A 26,384-nucleotide genomic window follows, 5' to 3' on the forward strand; every position below is an offset into this window, starting at 1 on the left:
TGCGATCTCAGGGGCCTTTTGGCCGGGGCCGCCGGTTACCGGCCGCCCCGGGATTCAATGGATCAGCCGGCGAATTGCTGCGCGACGAACTCCCAGTTGATGATCTTCCAGATCTCCTCGAGGTACTTCGGGCGAGCATTGCGATAGTCCACGTAGTAGGCGTGTTCCCAGACGTCGACTGTCAGCAGCGCGGTCTTGCCGTCGGTCATCGGGGTGCCGGCGTTCGAGGTATTGACGATCTCTACGCCACCATCGCTGTTCTTGACCAGCCAGGTCCAGCCGGAACCGAAATTGGTGGTCGCCGATTTGGTGAATGCCTCCTTGAACGCGTCAAACGAACCAAAAGTCTGGTTGATCGCATCGGCGAGCGCGCCGCTCGGCTGACCGCCGCCGTTCGGGCCGAGGCAGTTCCAGTAGAACGTGTGGTTCCACACCTGGGCGGCATTGTTGAACACGCCACCTGACGACTTCATGATGATGTCCTCGAGGCTCATATTCTCGAATTCTGTCCCGGGAATCAGGTTGTTGAGGTTGGTCACATAGGCGTTGTGGTGTTTGCCGTAGTGATATTCCAGGGTCTCCTGCGAGATCACAGGCTCGAGGGCGTTCATCGCGTAGGGCAGGGCGGGAAGTTGGTGCGCCATCTGAATTACTCCTTGGTCGTCTGCGTGTGCGGGATTGGTTCCAGCTTGTTGGCGAACCGGATTCTAGGGACTGGGTCGTGACGCTTTCAACCGTGTTCGAACCGGGGAAGGGCGTTTCCCAGTGGCCGTCCCAACCCGCGGCGGCCCCTCCAAGGGGCGTCCGTGCACCTGTTCCGGCTGGCCGCATGACCCTGGAGACCATAAGCTGCGCCCTCCTGGAACCGTACGAGTGATGCTTCCGCGATGACCCCCGCGATGTTGAATATCTTCGCCAGCCGCCTCGACGCGGTCTGCGAGGAAATGGGATTGGTCCTGCGCAACACCGCGTTCTCGCCGAACATTCGCGACCGTCTGGATTTCTCCTGCGCGGTGTTTGATGCGGCTGGCGGCCTGTGTGCGCAGGCGGCGCACATCCCGGTGCATCTGGGCAGCATGGCGTTCGCGATGCGCGACATCGTCGCCGGGATCACCTGGCGACCCGGCGATCAGGTGATCCTCAACGATCCTTTCCTCGGCGGTACTCACCTGCCGGATGTCACGGTGATCGCGCCCCTGTTCGTCGACGGCGGCCTGCAGGCCTTCGTTGTCAACCGTGCACACCACGCGGATATCGGCGCGACATCACCCGGGTCCATGCCCGTCTCGGTGCGACTCGAAGACGAGGGGATGATCATCGAACCGGTACATCTGGTGCGCGACGGGCAGGTTGACCCGACGGTGCTTCGACGTGTCACCGGGGCGGCGCGCAACCCTGCCGAGTCGGCGGGGGACTTCGCCGCCCAGCTGGCCGCCAATCGTGCCGGGCTGGCACGCCTCGGCGCCCTGGTCGAAGGGTATGGCAGTGGTGCGTTCGCCGCTGGGCTCGTCGAACTCAACGGGTATGCCGAGCGCCTTGCACGCGAGGCGCTGTCGGTGCTGCCGCACGGCGCGTATCGGTTCACCGACTACCTCGACGATGACGGCCAGGGTCAGACCGATATACCGATCAAGCTGTGTCTTACGGTGTCGGCGCAGGGCGTGCTCGCGGATTTCACCGGGACCGCCGCGCAGGTGCGCGGCAACGTCAACTGTCCGCTGGCGGTGGCCGCGGCGGCGGTGTACTACGTGTTCCGTTGCCTGATGCCGCCGCAGACCCCGGCCTGTGCCGGCACCTTTGCGCCGATCATGCTGCGGGCCCCTTCGGGTTGCCTGCTGAACGCGCTTCGACCGGCCGCGGTCGCGGCCGGCAACGTCGAGACCAGTACCCGCGTGGTCGACGTCGTACTCGGCGCGCTCGCAGCGGCGGTCCCGGAACTGATCCCGGCCGCGAGCCAGGGCACGATGAACAATCTGGCGATGGGTTCGTCGACAGCCGGTCAGTCCTGGGACTACTACGAGACCATCGGTGGCGGAATGGGCGCGGGCGCGCAGGGTGGGGGTCTCGGTGGCCTGCACACGCACATGACCAATACCCTCAACACCCCGGTCGAGGTGCTCGAGACACGCTTTCCGCTGCGCATCGAACATTATGGGTTGCGCCGTGGATCGGGTGGAGACGGTGTGCGCCGGGGGGGTGACGGCCTGGTGCGCGAGTACCGGTTTCTGGCCGCGACCGAGTTCACGTTGTTGACCGAGCGCCGTGCGCGGGCCCCCTGGGGCATCGCCGGCGGTGAGGATGGCGCGGCGGGGCTGAATCTGCTCAACGACCGACCCTTGCCTGGCAAGTACCACGGGCACGCGCAGGCCGGCGACCTGCTGCGGATCGAGACCCCCGGCGGCGGTGGGTGGGGCGATGTGCGGGATCTGCGGTGAACGGCGACTCGACGGCTCGCCAAGCGCCCCTGGCCTGATCGAACGGATGCTGGCGGCCGTCGCCCGCCGTGGGCCCGACGGCCAGGGCATCCACCGCGGTGATTCGCTGGTCCTTGGCCACCGGCGGCTCGCGGTGATCGATCCGTCAGCGCGTGCCCACCAGCCGATGGTCGATGGCGACCTGGTACTGGTTTTCAACGGGACCCTCTACAACTTCCGCGAATTGCGTGGACGGTTGCAGGCGCTAGGCCATCGCTTCGTCAGCGAAGGCGACAGCGAGGTGATCCTCAAGGCCTACCGGGCGTGGGGCGACCGCTGTGTGGAGCACCTGCACGGCGAGTTCGCGTTCGCGATCTGGGACGGCAATGCGCAGCGCCTCCTGTGCGCGCGCGACCGGATGGGCATCAAGCCTTTCTACTACGCGGCCGACGGGCGCTCGTTCCGGTTTGCCTCGAACCTGGACGCGCTGCTCGCCGCCGGTGGCATCGATACGCGGATCGACCCGGTCGCATTGCACCACCAGTTCACCCTGCACGGCGTCGTCCCGGCGCCGGCGACCGTGTTGCGCGGGGTCCGCAAACTGCCGCCCGCGCACTGCCTGGTGCTGGAGCGCGACGGGAGGCACATCCTGCGTCGGTATTGGCAACTCGATGCGCGGCGCGAGGCCGTGGAACGCGACGAGCAGGCGTGGGCCGACGCGATGCACGCGGCGCTGCGTGATGCGGTGGTGTCACGCCACAGGGTCAGCGACGTACCGGTCGGCGTGCTACTGTCAGGCGGTCTGGATTCCAGTCTGCTGGTCGCGCTGCTGGCCGAGGCGGGCGTCGCCGATCTGCAGACCTTCGCAATCGGTTTTGCCGATCAGCCCGAGGAGAAGGGCGACGAGTTCGAATTCTCCGATCTGGTCGCTGCGCGCTACCGGACATTGCATCGACGCGTGGTGGTGCCCGACGACCAGCTGCTGGTGCGCCTGCCGCAGGCGGTGGACGCCATGGCCGAGCCGATGTTCGGCCACGACGCGGTGGCCTTTTTCCTGTTGGCGGAGCGCGTCGCCGAATCTCTGAAGGTGGTCCAGTGCGGACAGGGCGCCGACGAGGTGTTCGCCGGTTATGCCTGGTACGCGCGGATGCGCGATGACCGCTCCGGGTCGCGCCTGACACGCTTCGGCCGCCACTATTTCGACCGCGAACAAGCGGAGTTCCTGAGCATGACGACATCGGCCTTCGATGTCGGCGACCCCACGGCCGCGTTGGTCGAGGCACGGCTCGACGACGCACTCAGCGAGACCTTCATCGACGCCGTGCTGAAGCTCGATGTGACCACACTGGTGGTCGACGATCCGGTCAAGCGGATCGACAACATGACCATGGCCTGGGGCCTGGAGGCGCGGGTGCCCTTTCTGGATCAGCGGGTGGTCGAGCTGGCGGCGCGCTGCCCGCCGTCACTGAAGCTGGCGTCGGGCGGCAAGCACCTGCTCAAGCGGATCGCGCGCGGCCGGGTGCCGGACGCGGTGATCGACCGGCCGAAAGGCTATTTCCCGGTGCCGGCGATCAAGTACCTGCGCGGCGATCTGCTCGATTTCGTGCGCAGCGTGCTCGATTCGCGCGCCTGCCGTGAGCGCGGCCTGTTCGAACGCCGCTACATCGATCGACTGCTGGCGGCACCGGCGATGCACCACACCCGGATCATGGGCAACAAACTCTGGCAGATCGCGCTGTTCGAGTACTGGATGCAGCGCCACGTCGACCGGTGCGTGGCCGCCGCATAGCCCGACTGGTGTCGTGGGTTCTCGGCGTCGCGGGCTGGTACACTCAGCGGCGTTGATTTTCACAGCGACCGCCCCCATCTGGTGGGTGGTCGAAGCCAACGTCGAGGTGCCGTGATGGACGTGATGGACAGAATTCGCGAACAGGTCGAGAACAATCCGATCATCATCTACATGAAAGGGACCCCGCAGTTCCCTCAGTGCGGCTTTTCGTCGCGCGCCGCCGCGGCGTTGCAGGATTGCGGTGAGAAGTTTGCCTATGTGAACGTGCTCGCCGATCCCGAGATCTTCGAAAACCTGCCGCGTTTCGCCGACTGGCCGACGTTCCCGCAGGTCTACATCAACGGTGAGCTGATCGGCGGTTGCGATATCACGCTCGAGATGCACGCCAGCGGGGACCTGCAGAAGGCGGTGGCCGAGGCGGCGAAGAGCTGGCCCCAGGAGACCTCCGAGGGCTGAACCCGTGCTCCGCCAGGTGGCCGCCCCGGCGTTGTCGCGACAATCCGGCGGGCGCGTGCGTGCGGGCGACTGATCGATGACTGACGGGGCGCGACCTGACGGACCGCCGGGAGAAGCCTTGTCGGGTTATGCGCGCCTCGACGACCAGATCGCCTGGCTGGACCGCAAGAGCAGCGAGCAACAACGCCGCTACCGTCGCCTGAAGGTCGTATCGATTGGTGCCGCTGCACTGGTGCCCTTGGTCACCAGTATCGACGGTTATGCGTTCGTGGCTGGCGCCCTGGGCGTCGTCGTCGTGATCGTCGAGGGTCTGCTGCACGTCAATCAGCACCACGAGCACTGGCTGCGCTATCGTTCGAGCTGCGAGAGCCTGCGTCACGAAAAGTATCTCTACCTGGCCCGGGCCGGACGCTACGAAGGCCAGTCCGACGGGCAGGCGCTGCGGCAGCTGGCGGTGCACGTCGAGTTGCTTTTGGCCCGCGAGGGCGAGCAATGGGCGGCGACGCTGCGCAACGTGGAGAACCCCCCGCCCGGCCCCGATCAATCGGGGACTGTCTGATCCTCCCAGGGGCGCTCCGCGCTAAGGGAGTGCCAACGATTGACGATATGGCAGAACAGTTCCGCGGTTTTCTCGGTATCGTAGATGGCGCTGTGGGCTTCGTTGGCGTTCCAGTCGATGCCGGCCGCTATCACCGAGCGCGCCAACACCGTCTGGCCGAACGCCACACCGGCGAGCGTCACGGTATCGAAGGTGCTGAAGGGGTGGAAAGGGTTGCGTTTGTAGGCGGTGCGCTCGACCGCGGCATTGATGAATCCGAGGTCGAAGAATGCATTGTGGCCGACCAGTATCGCGCGCTTGCAGCCACTCTGCTTGACGGCCTGACGGATCGGCTGAAAGACATGGTCGAGGGCCTGGCGCTCGGACAGTGCGGCGCGAAACGGGTGGTCTGGATCGATACCGTTGAACGCCAGCGCCTTGGGATCGAGATGGGCGCCCGGGAAGGGTTCGACGTGGCAGCTGATCGGCGGTTCGGGTTGAAGATTGCCGGCATCGTCGATGCGCAGGATCACCGCGGCGATTTCCAGCAATGCGTCGGTGGCGGCATTGAATCCGGCGGTTTCGACGTCGACGACGACGGGGAGATAACCGCGGAAGCGCCGACTCATCGCGCTGTTATAGGTATTTGTTTCCACGCCCGGCAGGATACCCAATGCACGACTCCATAGCGAAATGCGTTTGCCTGCGTCACTGGTTGGCGGCGTTGGTGCTGTTGGCCCTGGCCGCGGTCTGCACCGCCGGCCAGGGACCGGTGTTTGTCGTGACGCATGACGCCGGGCCGCCGAGTTATCTGGTCGGCACCATGCACACCGATGACCCCCGGGTGCTTGCGCTGCTCGAACGTCTTCGCCCGCTCATCGACCAGGTGGACGGGGTTGCGATCGAGGTCCTGCCAGATGCGGTCACGATGCTGGCCGTGGGCGCCGCGACATTGCTGCCCGCGGATCAGAGCCTGCGCGATCTCATAGGCGTGCATCGTTTTGCCCAGGTCGAAGACGCGGTACGCGACCTCGGCATCCCGACGGAGGTGCTCGACCGCCTGAAACCCTGGGCCGTCGCGGTGACTCTCGGCATGCCGGTCGCGCAGACCGGTCAGGTACTGGACAACGAGATCTATCTGTACGCGCTGCAGCACCAGCGCCTCGCTTTCGGCCTGGAATCGGCGGCTGAGCAGATCGCGGTGTTCGACGGGCTGTCGACCGATGCACAGGTCGAGTTGCTGGACCAGATGGTCGGACAGCAGGCGCAGCAGGCGCAGCAGATCGAACAACTGACCGCGGCCTATCTTTCCGGCGACCTCGATCAGATCGATCAGGTCGCAGACGCGCAGCAGATGCAGGTCCCGGAAGAACTCCAGACCTGGTTTGACAAGGCGCTGCTGGCAGACCGCAACCGGCGGATGTTGACGAGGCTGGGTGACCTGCTCGACCGGCATTCCCTGTTTATCGCGGTGGGTGCATTGCACCTCGGTGGCGACGCCGGTCTGGTTGCCGGTTTGAGGGACATGGGGTACAGCGTCGAGCGCTGGGATCGCTGATCTGCGACGGTGGTCCGCGGTGTGCTGTTTTACGCGGTTTCGCGTCTGCCTATAATGCGCAGGTCAGGCGTGAGAGCGGTAGCCTGATTAGCGCATAAGGATAATAACGATGAAGAAGCGGGATTTGATGGCAAAGGTTGTCCGCGGTTTTGCGGTTGCCGCGATCGTGGTGCTCAGCGGCTGTGCGAGCGTTGACGATCGTGATCCGAGTGATCCCTTCGAGCGCTACAACCGTGACATGTACCGGTTCAACGACGCCATCGATCGCTCGGTGATGCGTCCCCTTGCACGGGGCTACCGGGCGATAACGCCGGCCACGGTAGATCGCGGAGTCACGAATTTCTTCAACAACCTCGAAGACGTGCGCTCGGCAGTTAACAATCTGCTGCAATTCAAGATCGGGCGTGCGTTCAGCGACGTGGGCCGGGTTGCGGTCAACAGTACGATCGGGATTCTTGGCCTGCTGGATGTGGCCAGCAACATGAACCTGCCCCGTTACGACGAGGACTTTGGCCAGACACTCGGTGTCTGGGGCGTGGGCTCAGGCCCCTACATCGTGCTGCCATTTTTCGGCCCCAGTTCCGGCCGCGATGGTATCGGGGTCGTGGTCGACTGGTTCACAGATCCGGTGATCCTGGTCGACAACGACTATGTCCGCTGGGGCCTCCGTGGCCTGGATATCGTCGATACCCGTGCGGACCTGTTGGACGCCAGTCGCGTCATTGAACAGGCCGCACTCGACCCCTATGCGTTCATACGTGACGCCTACCTGCAGCGACGCCAGGACCTGGTGTACGACGGCAATCCCCCCCAGGAATAAAGTCCGCCTGGCACCGGCGTCCGCGCGGTGTACCCATAAAACCATAGTAAAAATAAGTAAATGTGCCACTTCCCGGTGCATTCATTGGGAATCCATTAAGATATTAATTGACAAAATAAGCAAACTCTAAAATACTATGCACCAGGGTTGAACGGGGGACGTCTAGCCCTGCAGTACACAGATACGACTCTGAGTTCCATTTAGGAGATTGATCAAATGAAAATCGCAAAGATCGCTGCAGTTGCAGCACTGATCGCTGCATCCGCTTCGGCATCGGCATGGTGGGGCGGTGGTCCTTGGGGTGGCAACAACTGGGACAACAACTACAACAACGGCTACGGTCGTGGCAACGGCTGGGGCAACACCACTGGCGACTTCCTGGGTGATGGCGCTGCTGCAGGCGACTTCAGCATGAACATGTCCGGTCGCGCGAACACCAATATGCGCGGCTACGGTAACGGCTACGGCTACGGCGACGGTTGGGGCCGCGGCTACAACTACCAGGCCCCGGGTTGGGGCGGCTATGGCCCGTACGGCGGCGGTTACGGCCCCTACGGATATGCACCGGTTGCGCCGCCTGCACCCGCACCGGCCGCACCGGCTGCAGAAAGCAACTAATCGGCTTTCGGCTCGACACGGACGTGTCGACGCACAGGGACGTGCGTAACGCAGCCCGGGTATCGCCCTGCTTGCGCGGCGTGATACCCGGGTTGGGGTTGTGGGCCAACCGAACGCTTTCTTTTGCACATCTTTACTTGGGGATCGAAATGAGCACGATGACGAAAATCGCAGTGGCTGCCGCAATTGCTGCCGCCTCCGCATCCGCTTCTGCCTGGTGGGGCAACGGTTGGGACAACTCGTACAACAACGGTTACGGCTCCGGCAACGGCTACACCAACGGCGTACTCGACGGCGCCGGTGATGCCGCTGGCGAGGGTACGTTCAGCATGAATTTCTCGGGCCGTGGCCGCACCAACATGCGCGGCTATGGCAACGGTTACGGCGCCGGTGACGGCTGGGGTCGCGGTTACAATTACTCGGCACCTTATTGGGGCGGTTATGCACCCTACTATGGCGCGGGCGCGCCCTATGCGGCACCGGCAATGACCGAAGAGCAGCAGCAGGCGATGGCCGAGCAGCAGGCGAAGGCGGTCGAGGCACAGCGTCAGGCCGCAGAGCAGTTCGCGAAGCAGCAGGCTGAAGCGATCAAGGCGGCTCAGGAAGCCCAGCGCAAGGCGGCCGAGCAGTACGCCGCGCAGGCTCCGCAGGGCGAGATGGTCGCTCCGCAGTTTGCCGCTCCGCGTTTCGTAGCGCCGCAGATGCCGCAGTTCAACGCGCCGCAGATGCCGCAGTTCGATATGGCCATGCCGCAGCGTCCGGAAATGCCGGCGTTCGATATGGCCCGTCCGGAAATGCCGGCCATGGACATCGCGATGCCGCAGCGTCCGGAAATGCCGAACATGGAAATGGCGATGCCGCAGCGTCCCGAGATGCCGCAGGCACCGGAGTTCGTGAAGCCGCAGGCTCCGCAGATGCCTGAGATGCCGAAAATGGCGTCGGCCGGAAACTGCTTTGGCCCGGCTGTCCGCCCGGTCTCGTTCGAGGCCCCCAAGGCACCGGAGATGCGTCAGAAGTCGGAAGATGCACGTGCCGCAATGCAGGCGCAGAATGCCGAGCGTCAGGCGACCATGCAGGCACGTCTCGATGAGATGAAGAAGGCGATGGATGCCCGCCGCGCAGAAATGCAGGGCAACTGCAAGCAGATGTAATCTGCGTCCACGTCGTCTCGCACGACCAACGCCCGAGGCCCCGCCTCGGGCGTTTTTTTTGCCTGGGTTTCAGGGGAGAGCCAGATGATCGCGGATCCTTGCCAGCCAATCGGCTGCGTCATCGTGATGATGCATCGGGGTGCGGGGCGGTCACGGCGCACCGCAACGGGGCGGCATTTGGTAACAAATAGGACGACCGTCTTCATAATGAAATTCATTAAGCTATTGAAATAAAAACAAAACAAGAATCTGCTGTAGCGCGAAGTGCCGAGGTCTGCTTTACTTTCCTTTCTGCGCGCGTCGCGACGCCGTCGGTGCGCCGTTCCTTCACCCACCTTCTTGGATACCCAGCGCCATGGCAGTGAAACCGGATATCGATCCTCAGGAAACCCAGGAATGGCTCGATGCGCTCGACGGCGTACTCGAGAATGAGGGCCCGGACCGCGCCCACTTTCTGCTCGAAAAGCTGATCGACAAGGCGCGCCGATCCGGGGCCTATCTGCCCTACAGCGCGAACACCGCCTACCTGAACACGATCCCGCTGACCAAGCAGGTGCCCTTTCCCGGGGACCGCTCGATGGAAAGGCGGATCCGGTCGTTCGTGCGCTGGAACGCGATGGCGATGGTTGTGCAGGCGAACCGCAAGTCCACCGAGCTGGGCGGACACATCGCCAGTTTCGCGTCCAGCGCCACGCTGTTCGATGTCGGATACAACCATTTTTTCCGCGCCACGAACGACAACCAGGAGGGCGACCTGGTGTTCATCCAGGGACACTCGGCGCCCGGTGTCTATGCGCGCGCCTACCTCGAGGGGCGAATCAGCGAGGAACAGCTGAACAATTTCCGCCAGGAGGTCGACGGCCACGGTCTGTCGTCCTATCCGCATCCCTGGCTGATGCCCAATTTCTGGCAGTTCCCGACTGTATCGATGGGGCTGGGACCGCTGATGGCGATCTACCAGGCGCGCTTCATGCGCTACCTGCACGACCGCGGTCTCGCGAACGCCGGCGATCGCAAGGTCTGGGCCTACATGGGCGACGGCGAGATGGACGAACCCGAATCGCTCGGTGCGATCTCGCTGGCCGCCCGCGAGCGTCTCGACAACCTGGTGTTCGTCGTCAACTGTAACCTGCAGCGCCTCGATGGCCCGGTACGTGGCAATGGCAAGATCATCCAGGAACTCGAGGCCGTGTTCCGCGGTGCCGGCTGGAACGTCATCAAGGTGATCTGGGGCGGTTATTGGGACCCACTGCTGGCACGTGACAAGGATGGCCTGCTGTTGAAGCGCATGGAGGAATGCGTCGATGGCGACTACCAGGCCTACAAGGCGCATGGCGGCGCCTATGTGCGCGAGCACTTCTTCGGCAAGTACCCGCAACTCGCGGCGATGGTCGCGAACATGACCGACGAGGACATCTGGCGCCTGAACCGCGGCGGACACGACCCGATCAAGGTACATGCCGCTTACGCCGCGGCGATGAGCCATACCGGCCAGCCGACCGTGATCCTGGCGAAGACGGTCAAAGGCTACGGCATGGGCGAGGCGGGCGAGGGCCAGAACATCACGCATTCGCAGAAGAAGATGGGCGAGGAGTCGTTGCGCGCATTCCGTGACCGCTTCAACATCCCGATCCCCGACGATCAGATCAGCTCGGCCCCGTACTTCAAGCCACCCGCCGACAGTCCCGAGATGGAATACCTGCACGCGCGCCGCGCTGCACTTGGCGGTTATATGCCGGCACGGCGTTCCAAGGGCAACGCGTTGACGATTCCGCCGCTGGGCACGTTCAAGGCGCTGCTCGAGGGCAGCGGCGACCGCGAGATGTCCACGACGATGGCGTTCGTGCGTTTCCTGACCAGCCTGACGCGCGACAAGGGGGTCGGCAAGTTCGTCGTGCCGATCGTGCCGGACGAGGCACGCACCTTCGGCATGGAGGGCATGTTCCGCCAGCTCGGCATCTACTCCTCGGTCGGGCAGCTGTACAAACCGGTCGATTCCGATCAGGTGATGTACTACCGCGAGGACAAGAAGGGCCAGATCCTGCAGGAGGGCATCAACGAGGCGGGCGCGATGTCGTCGTGGATCGCCGCCGCGACGTCATACAGCAACAACGGGGTCACGATGATCCCATTCTATATCTACTACTCGATGTTCGGCTTCCAGCGCGTCGGCGACCTCGCCTGGGCGGCCGGCGACATGCAGGCGCGGGGTTTCCTGCTCGGCGGCACCGCGGGACGCACGACCCTGGCCGGCGAGGGCCTGCAGCATCAGGACGGTCACAGCCACCTGCAGGCCGCGTTCATTCCGAACTGCCGCGCCTACGACCCGACCTTTGCCTATGAGCTGGCGGTCATCCTGCACGACGGCATGAAGAAGATGTACGAGGAGCAGCACAACGTCTTCTACTACGTCACCGTGATGAACGAAAACTACGTCCAGCCCGTGATGCCGGAGGGTGTCGAGGACGGCATCATCAAGGGGATGTATCTGTACCGCCAGGGATCGCGCAAGAAGAAGCGCGTACAGCTGATGGGTTCCGGGACCATCCTGCGCGAGGTGATCGCCGCGGCTGCGCTGCTCGAGGACGAGTGGAATGTCGCCGCCGACGTGTGGAGCGTGACCAGCTTCACCGAGCTGCGGCGCGAGGCCATGGACGTCGAGCGTTGGAACCTGCTGCACCCGATGGACAAGCCGCGTGTCCCGTTCGTGACCAAGACCCTCGAAGCGCAGAAGGGACCGGCGGTGGCGGCGACCGACTACATGCGCAGCTTCCCCGAGCAGGTCCTGCCGTACCTCGGCGACCGGCATTTCATCGCCCTCGGCACCGATGGTTTCGGTCGTTCCGATATGCGTGCCCAGCTGCGCAAGTTCTTCGAGGTCAACCGCCACTACGTGGTGGTGGCGGCACTCAAGGCCCTGGCGGACGTCGGCGAGGTCGATGCCAGCCTGGTCGCACAGGCGATCAAGGCCTACAAGATCGATCCCGACAAGCCCAACCCCGCAACTGTCTGACTGACAGGCGACTGCGTGCTCAGACAGTGATACGGAGAAACAGACGTGGCACAGATCATTGAAGTTTTGCTGCCGGATATAGGCGACTTCCACGACGTCGAGATCATCGAAATCCTGGTCAAGCCGGGCGACCAGGTCGCGGCCGAGGATCCGCTGATCACGCTCGAAAGCGACAAGGCCAGCATGGAGATTCCCGCGCCCCAGGCCGGAGTGGTCGGCGAGATCAAGGTCCAGTTGGGTGACAAGATCAACGAGGGCGATCTGATCCTGTTGCTGGAACCGGCGGCCGCCGTGGAGGGCGGTGCGTCGTCGCCGGCGGCCGAACCGCCGATCGAGGCGGCCGAGTTGGTCGACGAAGCGCCGGTTGCCGAACAGCAGGCCGCCCAACCGGAAGCGGCGCCCACCGCCGTGGCACCGGCGGCGGGTGGTGAGCCGGTGGTCCGCGAGGTGCAACTGCCGGATATCGGCGACTTCCACGATGTCGAGATCATCGAGATCCTGGCCACGGTCGGCGAGCCGATAGAGCCCGAGCAGTCGCTGCTGACGCTCGAGAGCGACAAGGCCAGCATGGAGATACCGGCGCCGTTCGGCGGGGTGCTGAAGTCCATCGCGGTGAAGGTCGGTGACAAGGTCAACGAGGGCGATCTGATCGCGACCATCGAGACAGTCGCGGCAACCGCCGCGACCTCGGCGCCCGAGGCGCCCGCCGCTGCGCCGGTGGCGGCACCGGTCGAGGCCCCCGAGGTGCAACGGCCGGCCGGCGAAAAGGAACAATTGCGCCGACCCGTGGCCGCCCGGCCTTCGGATGCGCCGCGCAGCCGCGCACACGCCAGTCCCGGGGTGCGTCGATTCGCCCGTGAACTGGGCGTGGACCTGGCGTATGTGGAAGGTTCGGGGCCGAAAGGGCGTGTTCTCAAGGAAGATGTCCAGGGATTCGTGAAACGGGCCCTCGCGGAAGGGGCGCCGGCGGCTTCGGCTGCAGGTGGCGGTGCCTTGCAGCTGCCGACGATGCCCGAAGTGGATTTCGCCAAGTTCGGCGAGGTCGAGGAGCGGGAACTCGGGCGCATCAAGAAGCTCAGCGGTGCCCATCTGCATCGCAGCTGGTTGAATGTGCCACACGTCACCCAGTTCGATCAGGCGGACATCACCGAACTCGAGGATTTCCGCAAGTCGCAGAAGGACGAGGCAGCGAAGGCGGAGGTCAAGCTGACCTTCATGCCGTTCCTGATGAAAGCCGTTTGCAAGGCGCTGACCGTCTATCCGCAATTCAATGCCTCGCTGGCGTCTGATGGCGAGCGCCTGGTCCTGAAGAAGTACGTGCACATTGGTGTCGCCGTCGACACCCCGAACGGACTCGTGGTGCCGGTGATCCGCGACGTCGACAAGAAGGGTGTCTTCGATCTGGCACGCGATCTCGGCGAGATGAGCGCGAAGGCGCGGGCCGGCAAGCTCGCGCCCGGCGACATGCAGGGTGGGTGCATCTCGATCTCCAGCCTGGGCGGTATCGGCGGCACCCAGTTCACCCCGATCGTGAACGCCCCGGAAGTGGCGATCCTCGGGGTTTCGCGCGCCGAGATGCAACCGCGCTGGGACGGCCGTGAATTCGTGCCGCGGCTGGTCATGCCGTTCAGTCTGTCGTACGACCACCGCGTGATCGACGGTGCCGAGGGCGTGCGATTCACGACCTATCTCGGGACCCTGCTGGGTGATATCCGCCGCCTGTTGTTGTAAACAGTCACGGGAGCGTGGAATGGGCTTGGGCATGGCCGGGGCCTGTCAGATCCGCGTGGCCGGAGCGCCGCTTCCGGCCCACGCCGAAGACGGTCGCAGGCAATGCACAACATTGACGCGGCCGACGTGCGCGGCCGCGGTTTTACTGTCTTAATGCCGCGGTGGTTGTCGCGCCGTGCGGTGGCACGGCGTACAGACCCGAGTTCGGAATCGAATCTGCTGGAGGAGCGAGTATGAGCGAGCAACGCGGAATTGCGGACATCCGCACCCAGGTCGTGGTGCTGGGCGCCGGACCGGGTGGTTACACGGCTGCTTTCCGCGCGGCCGATCTCGGCAAACAGGTGGTGTTGATCGAACGCTACGCAAGCCTCGGTGGCGTCTGCCTCAATGTCGGCTGCATTCCGTCGAAGGCGCTGCTGCATACCGCCGAGGTGATCAACGAGGTTGCCGAGCTGGAACACATGGGGGTGCGTTATACGCAACCGAAGATCGATCTCGACAAGCTGCGCGCCGGCAAGGACAAGGTGGTCGGCAAGCTCACCGGCGGTCTGGCCGCGCTGGCGAAACAGCGCAAGGTGCAGGTGGTCACCGGTGTCGGACGATTCGCAGACCCGCAACACGTCGAGGTGCAGACCGCCGACGGCCTGACACGCATCGAGTTCGAGCACTGCATCATCGCCTGTGGTTCACGGGCGGTGCAGATTCCCGGTTTTCCGAACGATGATCCGCGGCTGATCGATTCCACCGGCGCGCTGGCGCTGGCCGATGTCCCGAAGACCATGCTGATCATCGGTGGCGGCATCATCGGCCTGGAGATGGCGACCGTGTATGCGACGCTCGGCAGTCAGATCGATATCGTCGAGCTGCAGGACGGACTGATCCCGGGATGTGATCGCGACCTCATCCGGCCGCTGCAGAAACGCCTCGAGGGCAAGGTCGACAGCATCCTGCTGAAGACCAAGGTCAGCGACATCAAGGCGCAGAAGAACGGCCTCAAGGTGACTTTCGAGGGCGACAAGGCACCGGCGGCCAAACTGTACGACCGGGTGCTGGTCGCGGTCGGGCGGACACCGAACGGCAAACTGATCAATGCAGAGGCTGCGGGTGTCAACGTCGACGAGCGCGGGTTCATTCCCACCGACGCACACATGCGCACCAATGTCCCGCACATCTACGCGATCGGCGACGTGGTCGGCAACCCGATGCTGGCGCACAAGGCGACCCACGAAGCCAAGGTGGCTGCCGAGGTGATCGCCGGCCTGCCGGCGCTGTTCGATCCGATGACGATCCCGTCGGTCGCCTACACCGATCCCGAGGTCGCGTGGATGGGGCTCACCGAAACCGAAGCCAAGGACAAGGGTATCGCTGTCGAGAAAGGCGTGTTCCCGTGGGCTGCCTCCGGTCGTGCACTCGGCATCGGTCGCGAAGAGGGCATGACCAAGCTGATCTTCGATGCGAAGAGCAAGCGTCTGCTCGGGGCCGGCATCGTCGGCCGAAACGCGGGCGAACTGATCGGCGAGACGGTGCTCGCGCTGGAGATGGGCGCGGACGCCGAGGACATCGGGCTGACGATCCATCCCCATCCGACACTCAACGAGACCATCTGTTTTGCCGCCGAGATGGCCGAGGGCTCTATCACCGACCTGATGCCGCCGAAGAAACGCTGACGCCGACACGACGCCGCAGCGTATCGCGGTCGGTCGCGTTGGGCGCCGCCCGCGCGCGCCGTATTCACAGCGCGCCGGCCGACGCTTAGAATCGCAGCCCGTTCGTCCGTTCAAAAGCGGGAGGCGGTGTGAATCCGATCGTCGTCTCGGTCAGTCTGCTGGTGTGCAGCAACGTGTTCATGACATTCGCGTGGTATGCGCATCTGAAGGAACTCAACAACCGGCCCTGGCTGATCGCTGCATTGGTCAGTTGGGGCATTGCGCTGTTCGAATACCTGCTGCAGGTGCCGGCGAACCGTGTGGGATACACGGCGCTCAGCGTGGGGCAACTCAAGATCCTGCAAGAAGTGATCACACTGAGCGTGTTCGTTCCGTTCTCGGTGTGGTATCTGAAGGAACCGCTGAAGATCGATTATCTTTGGTCAGGTCTGTGTTTGCTCGGCGCTGTATATTTCATGTTCCGGGGCAGGTTTGGCGCATGAGGTGTGAAGGATCTTGAAGACGCTGCAACATCTGTTCGACAACAACCGGGCCTGGGCGAACAGCGTCAAGGAGCGTGATCCCGAGTTCTTCACACGACTGTGCAAGCAGCAGGCACCCGACTACCTGTGGATCGGTTGTTCCGACAGCCGAGTGCCGGCCAACGAGATCATCAATCTGCCGCCCGGGGAGGTGTTCGTTCATCGCAACATCGCCAATGTGGTCGTGCATACCGACCTCAACTGTCTGTCGGTGATCCAGTTCGCGGTCGAGGTGCTCAAGGTCAGACATATCATTGTCTGTGGTCACTACGGATGTGGCGGTGTCCGGGCGGCGCTCGAAGACGGTGATCATGGCCTGATCGACAACTGGTTGCGGCATATCAAGGACGTCGGTCGCTTCAATGCGGACCGCCTGGCCGCACTCGAGCCGGATCAGCGGGCCGACGCACTGTGCGAACTCAACGTCATCGAGCAGGTGACCAATGTGTGTAACACCACGATCGTCAAGAATGCCTGGCAGCGCGGTGCGGACTTGACCGTGCACGGTTGGATCTACGGTATCCGCGACGGCATTCTGAAGAGCCTGGTCGACGACATTACCGAGCTGCCTGCGCGCTAGCCCGGCGCCTTTGAGCCGATTGCGGACCGATGCTCGATCTCAAGTTCAAGACCTATGGCGACGCTGGCCGACCGACCATCGTGCTGTTGCACGGGCTGTTCGGGGCGGCCACCAACTGGGGCTCGGTCGCGCGTACCCTGTCCGGCGATTACCACGTGATCGTGCCCGATCTGCGAAACCATGGGCAGTCGCCGCACGTACCTGAACACAGCTATCCGGCAATGGCCGCAGACATGATGGCATTGCTGGACAGCAGCGGTCTGACGCAAACCATACTGGTGGGTCACAGCATGGGCGGCAAGGTCGCGATGTACCTTGCGCTCAACCACCCCGAACGGGTCGAGCGCCTGGCCGTCGTCGACATCTCACCGGTCCAGTACCGACACAACTTTGATGCGGTATTTGCCACCTTTCGTGCTGTTGACCTGGCACGGCTGCAGAGTCGTGCCGATGCCGACCGCCAGATGGCCAAGGGCGGACTCGGTGACGGTGTGCGCGCGTTCCTGTTGCAGAATCTGGTCAAGGGGCCGGATGCCTGGCACTGGCGGCTCAATCTGGATGCGCTCGAGCAGTCGCAGGCCACGATCACTGGGTTTCCCGAACATGCGGGCGCCCGCTATGCCGGCGTAACCTGGTTTATCCACGGAGCCCTTTCGGACTATGTGCAGCCAGACTACGAGGAAGCGATACGCCGTTACTTTCCAAACGCCGTGATGTGCCCGGTTGCCGGCGCCGGCCACTGGGTCTATGCCGACCAGCCGCTTGGCTTCGCGGATTGCCTCCAAGCCTTTCTCACAGACAGCCGCCAGGGCTGACCTGCCGCTTCCGGTGTCGCAGCGGGCACGAAACCCGTTGTTGCCACCCCATGTGCCTGGTAGTTCGGAGCCCGTCCGCGTCAGGGACGCGTCAGGCATGACCCGTTGCGCGTTTGGCGCGACGGCTGACCCGCCGGGCCTTTCATTCCATGAACCACTGCAGGACGTTCTTGACGATGAATCCGAGCATGCCGAAGGCGAGCACGAAGAACAGCACGAAGGTGCCGAACTTGCCGGCTTTGGACTTGCGCGCGAGGTCCCAGATGATGAACAGCATGAAGCCGATCAGGAAGGTCAGGCCCCAGGTGAGGCCCCAGTCGGCGATCTGTTCCTCGGTGAGCGTCATACCGCACTACTCCGCCGTCGTATGGCTGGGCAGTGCCGAGGCATCCACCAGATCGCGATAGACGTGCCACGAGGCGTGACCCATCACCGGGTAGAGCACGATAAAGCCCAGCATCAGGGTGGCGCAGGCGATACCGGTCGTCAACAGGATTACCATCGCCCACAAGACCATGGTGGTCGGGTTCTCGCCGACCGCGCGCACGCTCGCGCGGATCGCAAACCAGGTATCGACGTCGCGATCGACCATCAGCGGCATCGCGATCACAGTGATGCCAAACACCACGGCGGCGACCATGCCACCCAGGATGCTCCACAGCGTGAACAGGCCGTCATGCTGGGTGAGCACGTAGCGTAGAAAGTCGGCGGGATCGGCGATACGCACGTTGACGAACAGGTAAAACAACGCCAGCGACAGCGCGACCCAGAGGCAGCACACCAACACCAATAGCAGGCCGAACCGGAACAGGCACCTGCTCGCATGACGCCAGGCGTCGACGGCGTGCGCGACGGTTGGTCTGCCGCCCTGCTCGAGGTCGCGGCTGAGTGCGTACAGGCCCGTAGCGAGAAAGGGTCCTGTGATCAGGAAGCACGATGCGGCGATGATCACCAGTTCCCAGCGCAACAACGTCAGGGCGACAATCGCGATACTCACCAATGCGACGATCAGCCCGTGTAGCAGACTCGGTGAACCCGTCCGGCGCATGTCCTGCCAACCGCGATTCAGCCAGCGAAAGACCGTTGCGGGCGGTAGCTGGTGAACGGGCGGGAGCTCCACCGGTACGGCTGATTGAATGGATCGGGTAATCATGCAGCGTTCGGTACCAGGTTATCGTTCGCCCGATGCTGGCATGCCTGGCCGATGCAGACAAGCGGAGGGCGGTGGCAGGCCTGGTCGATGCAGCAAGGTCCGGCCGCCGTTCGCCGATCGTTCAGATCCCGGTGGGATACTCGCCGGGCTCAGAGCGGGATCCGCTGGATGCGAAATGGCAGCCGGCTCAGTCGCATTCCGTCCGGAAGCCCCGTGGCGCGCAGTCGCTCACGCAGATGCCTCGCCTCCGCCGGCTGTCTGATGAATGCGCCCACTGCGTTCTCATATCCCGGCAGGCTCAAACGGAATGCGCTGGCAGAATGCCCCGGCCCGGCGTGGTGCAGCGTGCGGCACGTCTCACGCAGCATGCGGGTGCCGACGAAATTCATCACCAGTACACCGTCTTCGGCAAGGTTTCTGGAGAGTATCCCGAGCCAGTCGCGGTCGGCCGCAACGGTACGTACGGGTTCGCCACCCTGCTCGCCGAACAGATCGTCGATGATCAGATCGAATCTCGGCCCGCTGTATCGGTGCAACCAGTCCACCGCATCGGCCTCGACCAGGTCGGCGACCGTCTGGGTAATGCCGAAAAAACGCCGCGCGACATACAGGTGGGTAGCGTTGAGGTCCACGCCGATGATGTGCCCCGGCGCTACGAAGCGATCCAGTAGACGGATCACGGCGCCGCCACCGACGCCCAGGACCAGTACCCGCCGGATCGCACCGGCAGGGCGGAAGAACGCCGGCAACAACAACAGGTTCCACACTGTCGCTGTGACAGGGTTGGCCGGGTTGTATTGGCTGTGAAACACGCCGTTGGTGTAGAGGCGCACGGAACGCCCCGCGCGCCGTACCTCGAAGTGCGTGTCGTTGACGGTCTTGGCCCAGATTACAGCCATCTTCGGTGGTCGGGATGCGAAGGGGGCATCGGCAGTCTATATCGCCTTGTCGCGGGACACAGCCTTGCGTGCCTTTGCCCACATTGCATCTTTACCTGGAGACCGGTCTGATCCCTGTGGTCGACGATTCTCTGCATCGTGGCAGCCATGTCGCTTCACGCTGTCGCCATGCTGTCCGGACCGGCCACCTTTGCCATGCTTCGCTACTGCAATTGTTCGAGCTGGAAATGAACGCTGATTTTCTCATCCGACAACCAGATCTCGCCGTCTTGGATCGTGCATTGCAGTTCCATGCTGCGTTGCGCCAAGGTTGCGAGCTGTTCGCTGACGCCCTCCGGCAGCTTGAATACCGACAGGTGGCCGAAGCGTCCGAGCTTTGGCGAGATCTGCTTCCACCAGACACTGGCCGCACGATGCTGAAAGCAATAGACCAATACCCGGTCGGACCTCGAGCAGCCCCTTTTGATACGTTTCTCGTCCGGTTGTCCGATCTCGACCCATAGCGTGATGTCGTCGCTGAGTGAGCGCTGCCATAGGTCGGGTTCGTCGTCCTGGCTGAGTCCACGGGTGAAGCCCAGGTGTTCATCGGCGTTGAGCGCGAAGGCCAGTATGCGCACCATCATGCGCTCATCCGTCTCGGACGGATGCCGGGCGACAGTCAGACTGTGGGTTTGATAGTAGCCGCGGTCCATGTCGGAAACCTGGAGTACACATCGAAATATCGTCGCGTTCAGCGCCATGGTGTGGTGTCGATGACCGGCTGTGGATTGCGTGACGGCTACTGCGGCACCCCTGGCCGGTAACCTGGGCACCGCAACAGCTGGGTAGGGTTTAGATTCAAGGCGATGAGGTGGCAGCATGCGCAACAGCGGGCGCGGAATCAAGGTCGTCGTGCGCTGACGGCGTGCGATGTCCCCTGGCTGCCAGCTGGACGTGATATGCCTGCGCAAGCGTGAACGGGTTCCTGGTGTGCCCCGCGGATAGCCGGCATGGTCCTGGCAGGTCCACGACGCATATGGGTGGCGTCGGGATTCCCGGTTGACGTCATCCACGATAAAGGTGCTTCCCGGCGCACTGATGGGTTAGGCTTCGCCGGTCCTGTCCGCTTATCGGCGCCGCCATTGCCGGGACCTGCAACAGGTCTGGCCAGGCGGATGGCTTGCTTCCCACTGATTGGAGAGTCTCGTGAACAACTCAGATCTCGTTTGCTCCGCGCTGGTCATGCTCCTTGCGACAACCGCCGCTTGTGCCACGGCCGACGCTGCCACATCCGGTGGTGACACCACGATGATGAGTGATAGGACAGGCAACGCCGAGGGTTGGAATGGCACAGTGGCCGAGACCATGGACTCGGGAGGTTACACTTACGTGTTGCTCGATACCGGGAGTGAAAAGATATGGGTCGCTGCGACTCAGACCCTGGTCAAGGTTGGCCAACGGGTCAGCGTGCCCCCCGGCATGGCGATGCGCAACTTCGCCAGCAAGACCCTCAATCGCAGTTTCGATCAGATCTATTTCGTCGGCGGCATCTATCCGGAAGGCGTTGTGCAAACAGCAGGCGGTTCGGCACAGGGTACGGGCAGTGCCGGCATGACCGCATCCGCCGACACCCCTGTCGAACGGGTTCCGAAGGCCGAAGGTGGCTATACGGTCGCCGAGATTCTGGCGGCAGATGCCACCCTCGATGGACAGCCTTTGAAGGTGCGTGGCAGGGTCGTGAAATTCACGCCCAATATCATGGGCGTCAATTGGATGCATATCCAGGATGGTTCCGGTGGAGACCTGACTGTCACCACCCATGGGAGTCTCGCCAAGGGTGATCTCGTGCTGGTTGAGGGCCTGCTTTCGCGCAACAGAGATTTCGGCGCGGGTTACAGCTATCCCGTCATGATCGAAAAGGCCCAGGTGACGAAGGAGTAGACGGGGTTTCGTGCAGTGGTCAACCGCCGGCACGCTCTTCTGCGTTGAGGAAGCAACGGGGTCAACCCGGCCGATCTTCGTGAGCGGCGGCTGCATCGGCCAGTGTGGCGGACGTCGGTCCCGGCTGGCCCAGCGCGGAGTGCGCCAAGGGTTCCAGGCAGGCGGCGCCGGATGCTGTCGGCTCGCGTGAGGCAGTTCCCGGGGCGTTCGCCGTTCGATGGTACCCTCGGCTCAAGAGTTCGATAACCTCGCCGAACTATAATCTGGCTAGAGCGCCCAGCCTGCATGGGACTGTCGGGTGCGTCGCATGGCCTCATTGCAAGGGGCTCGCACGGGGGCGAAAGCTGCACACCCGATATGCCGACTAAATCTGGAACAGAAGCGCGATTCGCTACCGGCCCGGGCCTCATGTCACCGGATGACGGGGGGATGTCCGATATCGGTCGCGTCGGCCTATACGAAGTCGACTCCGCAGGGATTGTCTGCCAGGCATCGGCTACCGATGGGGTGGTCCCGGGCAATGTGCTGGGCGCTGCGGCCGCAAACCTTCTGCCCGCAAGCCAGCGACCGCGTTTCGAAGAGCGGTTGCGGTGCGCGTTCGATGACGGCGATGCCGGCGGCTTCCGGTACGACGTCTCTAAGCCGGACGGGCAGACCCGCATCGAGGAAGTCCGCATCACGCCCGCCAGGCGGCGTGACGACACCCCCTACGCGCTGCTCGCCATCTTCGATGTCACGGATTGGGTCGCCACCGTACGGCGGGCCGAGCAGCGACTCGGGGAGCTGCAGTCGGTCTTCGAGACGCTGCCCGACATTTATTTTCGGATCCGCCTCGACGGCACCATCATCGACTACAAGGCGCCAGAGGCGGCGGATCTGTACCTGCCTCCCGACGAGTTTCTGGGGAGAAGGATTCAGCAACTGCTGCCGGACGCGGTCAGTCGTCTCTGGGAAGAGAATCTCCAGCGCCTGCGCGACGGTGAGCAGGGCGTGAGCTACGAGTACGAGCTTGAGGTACCGGCCGGTCCGCAGGTGTTCGAGGCACGAATCAACGCCCTGCCAGGTTCGGATGACACTGTCGTCGTGGTACGCAACATCACCGCGCGGCGCAGCGTAGAGAATCAGCTCAAAGAGAGCAATCAACGCCTCGAGGAGGCCCAGAGCGTTGCCCATATCGGCAGCTGGACCTATGACGTGGCACTGGACCGGGCCACCTGGTCGACCGAGGTCTACCGTATTTTCGGCGTAGACCCGACGCAGTTCGTGCCGACCGTGGAGTCGGTCGGGCGACTCATGCACCCGGACGACCGCAGCCGGTACTTCGAGAAGGTCGAACGCTGGGTGAGTGGCGACGATGCCGGTTCCGTTGAGCTGCGCATCCTGCGACCCGATGGCGTCGACCGCGTACTCAGTAGCCGCGCCAGGGCGGTGTGCGACGCCAGCGGACGGGTCGCCCGCGTGGTCGGCACCATTCAGGATGTGACCGAGTCCATGCGCATGGAACAGGCGCTGAGGGCCAGCGAGGAGCTGTTCCGCCACACGATCCACATGAGTTGGGACATGATCGTGCTGGTCGATGCCCAAACGCGCGCGACCTTCGTGAACCGTGCCGTGGAACGCACCCTGGGTTACTCGCTGGCCGAGATCGTAGGTACGCGGGCGTTGGATCTCGTTCATCCCGACGATCTGCACCGCGCAGAGCAGATCCTCGCGCAATTGATCGAGGACCCGGCGAGACCGGTGGTCGCCGAGTTGCGCCTGCGCCACCGGAGCGGCGGCTGGCGCTGGGTCGAGTTCATCGCGCGCAACCTGCTCGACGATCCGAGTCTGGCATCCATAGTCACGAACATCCGGGATGTCACCGACCGCAAGCTCGCAGAAGAGGAAATGAAGGCGCAGGAGCATCGATTCCGTGCCTTGATCGAAAACAGTGCCGACGCGATCGCCTTGGTCAGCCCGCAGGGTGACATCAGCTACGCCAGTGCCAGCACCTTCAGGGTGATGGGGTGCGCACCCGATGAGCTTCAAGGGCTCAGCCTGCTCGATTTCGTCTCACCGGAATCGAAGGACGAGATGCGGGCGTCGCTTGCCGCCGCGCTGCGGGCCCCGGGAACACCGGTGGCCATCAGTGCAGAGGCACTGAGGCCGGACGGCAGGGGTATCCGTCTGGAAGGTCAGATCACCAACCTGCTCGACGAGCCGGGCGTCGACGCCCTGGTGTTCAACTATCGCGATGTCACTGAGCGAGTGCGCCAGCGTGAGGCGCTGGAGCAGGCGCATCGCGAGGCGGACATGTTCCGGCGCATGGTGGATTTTGCGACCCAGGCGATCGGCACCGCGGATCTGGATGCGCGGGTCCTGTACCAGAACCCAGCGCTGCTGCGCCTGTTGAACATCCCTTCCCTCGAGGTTGCCGGCCAGCACACGTACGAGGATTTCTACCTCCCGGAGGATCTGGAGTACCTGCGCCGGGAGGTCATCGCGAAGGTAATGGACGAAGGCCACTGGACGGGCGAGATGAGGCTCAAGCCCCTGGGTCGAGAACCCGTGCATACCATCCACAATGTCTACCTGGTGCGCGACGATGACGGCACGCCGGTGATGCTGTCGAACGTCGTCACGGACATCAGCCGGCAGAAGGCTGCCGAACACGCCTTGCGCAGCTCCGAGTCCAAGTACCGGCAGTTGTTCGAAGGGGCCCTGGATGGTGTCGCGGTGGCCGATGCGGAAACCGGTGAACTGCTGGACTGCAATCCGGCACTGTGCCGCATGGTCGACCGTGCGCGGGAGGAGGTCATCGGCCAACCGCAGCGGATTCTGCATCGACCCGAGGAGACCCTCGAGGACGTGTCACGCACGTTCGAGGCGCATCGTTCCGGCCAGGAGGGCCAGCTCATGGACGCCCAGCTCATCACCGCGAGCGGGGAACTGGTGGACGTGGAGATCATGGCCAGCATGGTCGAGCTCGACGGCAGGCGGGCCCTGCAGGCGGTGTTTCGGGACGTCACGGCGAAGAAGCGGGCCGAGGAGGCCCTGTTCGCCGAGAAGGAGCGCGCCCAGGTCACGTTGCATTCCATCGGCGACGCGGTCATCACCACGGATGAGTTCGGGCGAGTCGAGTACCTGAATCCGGTGGCCGAGCAGCTTGTCGGCTGGCCCCTGGCGGAGGCGGGCGGACGCCCGCTGGACGAGATATTCAAGATCCACGACGAACAAAGCGGGCAGGCCGTCGACAACCTGGTGACGCGCTGTCTGCGCGAGGGCAGGGTCATCGACCTGGTCCGCAACACCGTCCTCAGCGGGCGCGACGGTCGGCAGTACGACATCGATGAGTCTGCGGCCCCCATCCGACAGGCGGACGGCAGGATACTGGGCGCCGTGCTGGTCTTTCACGACGTCAGCGAAATACGCCGTCTGACCCGGAAGATGGCCTACGATGCGACCCACGACCCACTGACCGGTTTGATCAACCGCAGGGAGTTCGAGGAGCGGTTGCGACATGCCCTGGGGAGCGCGCTCAAATTCGGCGCCCAACACGCGCTCTGCTACATCGATCTCGACCAGTTCAAGATCGTCAACGACGCCGCCGGCCACGAGGCGGGCGATGAGCTGCTCAGGCAGATCAAGGCACTGCTCGAGCGCACCTTCCGCGACCGCGATACCTTGGCCCGGTTGGGCGGGGACGAATTCGGCCTGTTGCTGGACAACTGTCCACTGGAGCGGGCCGTGTCGATTGCCGGCGCGGTCGTCAATGCGATCCGTGAATATCGGTTCGTCTGGCAGGGAAAGGGATTCCAGATCGGTGCCAGCGTGGGCGTGACGCCGATAAACCGGGAGTCGGAAGGCGTCGCCGGTCTGCTCAGCCAGGCGGATGTGGCCTGCTATACCGCGAAGGACCTGGGCCGCAACCGCGTGCATGTCTACGATGGAAACGATGGCGCTCCGGCACTGCGCCACGGCGAGATCCTGCAGGCCGCCGGGTTGCGGGACGCGCTGGAAATGGACCGCTTTCGTCTTTTCTGCCAGCCGATAGTCCCGCTTCAGGACGCCGTGGGCGTACCCGTCCACTACGAGCTGCTCCTCAGGCTGCAGGACGGTGACGGTGAACTTGTGCTGCCCGGTGCCTTCATACCCGCCGCCGAGCGGTTCGGGCTGATGACCGACCTGGACCGGTGGGTGGTTCGAACGGCATTCCGCAACTATGGCGATGTCCTGGCGCCGCGCGACGGCAGGATCTCCATCAATCTGTCCGGCAATTCACTGAACGACGAATCGTTCCTCGACTACGTGAGACGCCAGTTCGACGAATGGTGCCTGCCGCCGGGCAGGGTCTGTTTCGAGATCACCGAGACGGCGGCGATACACGACCTGTCTCGCGCCGGGCGCCTGCTGTTCGAACTGCATGAGCTGGGATGCCAGGTGGCACTCGACGATTTCGGCAGCGGCCTTTCGTCCCTCCGCTACCTGAAACTGCTCCCGGTCGATTTTCTCAAGATCGACGGCGGCTTCGTCTGCGACGTCGATCGGGACCCCGGCAATCACGCCATCGTGGAGGCGGTCAACCAGCTCGCGCACAACCTGGGGATCCAGACCATCGGGGAATACGCGCACAGCGATGCCATCGTCGATACCCTGCGGTCGCTGGGTGTCGACTATGCGCAGGGTTTCGCCCTGGGACATCCGTTGCCTTTCGACACCGGTGCGACCGACGCCGGCTGAGGCGTTCGCCCGGCGACACCCA

22 protein-coding genes are annotated in these 26,384 nt (G+C 63.7%); 16 read left to right on the forward strand and 6 right to left on the reverse strand.

Annotated elements, in window-relative coordinates; translation table 11 throughout:
* Positions 1-62: 62 nt before the first annotated feature.
* Positions 63-644, reverse strand: coding sequence for a superoxide dismutase [Fe] (locus H6955_10580; protein MCP5313997.1), 582 nt, complete (start codon positions 642-644; stop codon positions 63-65).
* A gap of 243 nt (positions 645-887) precedes the next feature.
* Between H6955_10580 and H6955_10585 the strand changes: the two genes are divergently transcribed.
* From H6955_10585 to H6955_10600, 4 genes are all read left to right on the forward strand, one after another.
* On the forward strand, positions 888-2,435 hold the full coding sequence (locus H6955_10585) for a hydantoinase B/oxoprolinase family protein (protein ID MCP5313998.1): 1,548 nt from the start codon (positions 888-890) through the stop codon (positions 2,433-2,435).
* Positions 2,416-4,203 carry an N-acetylglutaminylglutamine amidotransferase gene (locus H6955_10590; protein MCP5313999.1) on the forward strand — a complete coding sequence of 596 codons (1,788 nt, stop codon included), beginning with the start codon at positions 2,416-2,418 and terminating at the stop codon, positions 4,201-4,203. Before H6955_10585 ends, H6955_10590 begins: the two co-directional genes overlap by 20 nt.
* 114 nt (positions 4,204-4,317) lie before the next feature.
* Complete coding sequence (gene grxD / locus H6955_10595) at positions 4,318-4,659, forward strand: Grx4 family monothiol glutaredoxin (protein MCP5314000.1); 342 nt, start codon at positions 4,318-4,320, stop codon at positions 4,657-4,659.
* Between the two features lie 76 nt (positions 4,660-4,735).
* Positions 4,736-5,218 (forward strand): DUF4231 domain-containing protein, encoded by a 483-nt coding sequence (locus H6955_10600; protein MCP5314001.1) that lies wholly within the window; start codon positions 4,736-4,738, stop codon positions 5,216-5,218.
* Here H6955_10600 and rnt read toward each other — a convergent pair.
* On the reverse strand, positions 5,200-5,826 hold the full coding sequence (gene rnt / locus H6955_10605; protein MCP5314002.1) for a ribonuclease T: 627 nt from the start codon (positions 5,824-5,826) through the stop codon (positions 5,200-5,202). The genes H6955_10600 and rnt overlap by 19 nt on opposite strands.
* A gap of 44 nt (positions 5,827-5,870) precedes the next feature.
* On the opposite strand from rnt, the gene H6955_10610 reads away from it, so the two are divergent.
* From H6955_10610 to H6955_10655, 10 genes are all read left to right on the forward strand, one after another.
* On the forward strand, positions 5,871-6,755 hold the full coding sequence (locus H6955_10610) for a TraB/GumN family protein (GenBank protein ID MCP5314003.1): 885 nt from the start codon (positions 5,871-5,873) through the stop codon (positions 6,753-6,755).
* A gap of 109 nt (positions 6,756-6,864) precedes the next feature.
* A complete protein-coding gene (locus tag H6955_10615) occupies positions 6,865-7,575 on the forward strand; it encodes a VacJ family lipoprotein (protein MCP5314004.1) in 711 nt (236 codons plus the stop codon).
* A 216-nt stretch (positions 7,576-7,791) separates the two neighbouring features.
* Complete coding sequence (locus H6955_10620; protein ID MCP5314005.1) at positions 7,792-8,193, forward strand: sulfur globule protein CV1; 402 nt, start codon at positions 7,792-7,794, stop codon at positions 8,191-8,193.
* A 158-nt stretch (positions 8,194-8,351) separates the two neighbouring features.
* Complete coding sequence (locus H6955_10625) at positions 8,352-9,344, forward strand: hypothetical protein (protein MCP5314006.1); 993 nt, start codon at positions 8,352-8,354, stop codon at positions 9,342-9,344.
* 355 nt (positions 9,345-9,699) lie between these two features.
* Positions 9,700-12,357 (forward strand): pyruvate dehydrogenase (acetyl-transferring), homodimeric type, encoded by a 2,658-nt coding sequence (gene aceE / locus H6955_10630; protein ID MCP5314007.1) that lies wholly within the window; start codon positions 9,700-9,702, stop codon positions 12,355-12,357.
* Between the two features lie 45 nt (positions 12,358-12,402).
* Positions 12,403-14,088 (forward strand): dihydrolipoyllysine-residue acetyltransferase, encoded by a 1,686-nt coding sequence (gene aceF, locus H6955_10635; GenBank protein MCP5314008.1) that lies wholly within the window; start codon positions 12,403-12,405, stop codon positions 14,086-14,088.
* Between the two features lie 233 nt (positions 14,089-14,321).
* Positions 14,322-15,755 carry a dihydrolipoyl dehydrogenase gene (lpdA, locus tag H6955_10640; GenBank protein ID MCP5314009.1) on the forward strand — a complete coding sequence of 478 codons (1,434 nt, stop codon included), beginning with the start codon at positions 14,322-14,324 and terminating at the stop codon, positions 15,753-15,755.
* Positions 15,756-15,883: 128 nt separating this feature from the next.
* Entirely contained in the window at positions 15,884-16,237 is a 354-nt protein-coding gene (locus H6955_10645) for a DMT family protein (GenBank protein ID MCP5314010.1), read from the forward strand.
* A gap of 13 nt (positions 16,238-16,250) precedes the next feature.
* Complete coding sequence (can, locus tag H6955_10650) at positions 16,251-16,856, forward strand: carbonate dehydratase (protein ID MCP5314011.1); 606 nt, start codon at positions 16,251-16,253, stop codon at positions 16,854-16,856.
* Between the two features lie 29 nt (positions 16,857-16,885).
* Positions 16,886-17,671 carry an alpha/beta fold hydrolase gene (locus H6955_10655; GenBank protein MCP5314012.1) on the forward strand — a complete coding sequence of 262 codons (786 nt, stop codon included), beginning with the start codon at positions 16,886-16,888 and terminating at the stop codon, positions 17,669-17,671.
* 142 nt (positions 17,672-17,813) lie between these two features.
* Here the strand turns inward: H6955_10655 and H6955_10660 are convergent, their stop codons facing one another.
* The 4 genes from H6955_10660 to H6955_10675 form a co-directional block, all read right to left on the reverse strand.
* Positions 17,814-18,017, reverse strand: a complete 204-nt coding sequence (locus H6955_10660; GenBank protein MCP5314013.1) for a DUF2788 domain-containing protein — start codon at positions 18,015-18,017, stop codon at positions 17,814-17,816.
* Positions 18,018-18,023: 6 nt separating this feature from the next.
* Positions 18,024-18,719: a DUF2189 domain-containing protein gene (locus H6955_10665; protein MCP5314014.1), complete on the reverse strand. Its 696-nt coding sequence runs from the start codon at positions 18,717-18,719 to the stop codon at positions 18,024-18,026.
* 254 nt (positions 18,720-18,973) lie between these two features.
* Positions 18,974-19,723: a hypothetical protein gene (locus H6955_10670; protein MCP5314015.1), complete on the reverse strand. Its 750-nt coding sequence runs from the start codon at positions 19,721-19,723 to the stop codon at positions 18,974-18,976.
* A 203-nt stretch (positions 19,724-19,926) separates the two neighbouring features.
* Positions 19,927-20,463 carry a YaeQ family protein gene (locus tag H6955_10675; protein ID MCP5314016.1) on the reverse strand — a complete coding sequence of 179 codons (537 nt, stop codon included), beginning with the start codon at positions 20,461-20,463 and terminating at the stop codon, positions 19,927-19,929.
* Between the two features lie 550 nt (positions 20,464-21,013).
* On the opposite strand from H6955_10675, the gene H6955_10680 reads away from it, so the two are divergent.
* Entirely contained in the window at positions 21,014-21,643 is a 630-nt protein-coding gene (locus tag H6955_10680; GenBank protein MCP5314017.1) for a DNA-binding protein, read from the forward strand.
* 429 nt (positions 21,644-22,072) lie between these two features.
* A complete protein-coding gene (locus H6955_10685; GenBank protein MCP5314018.1) occupies positions 22,073-26,362 on the forward strand; it encodes a PAS domain S-box protein in 4,290 nt (1,429 codons plus the stop codon).
* Positions 26,363-26,384: the final 22 nt, after the last annotated feature.

This window comes from Chromatiaceae bacterium (assembly GCA_024235395.1).
GTDB lineage: Bacteria > Pseudomonadota > Gammaproteobacteria > Chromatiales > Chromatiaceae > Thiosocius.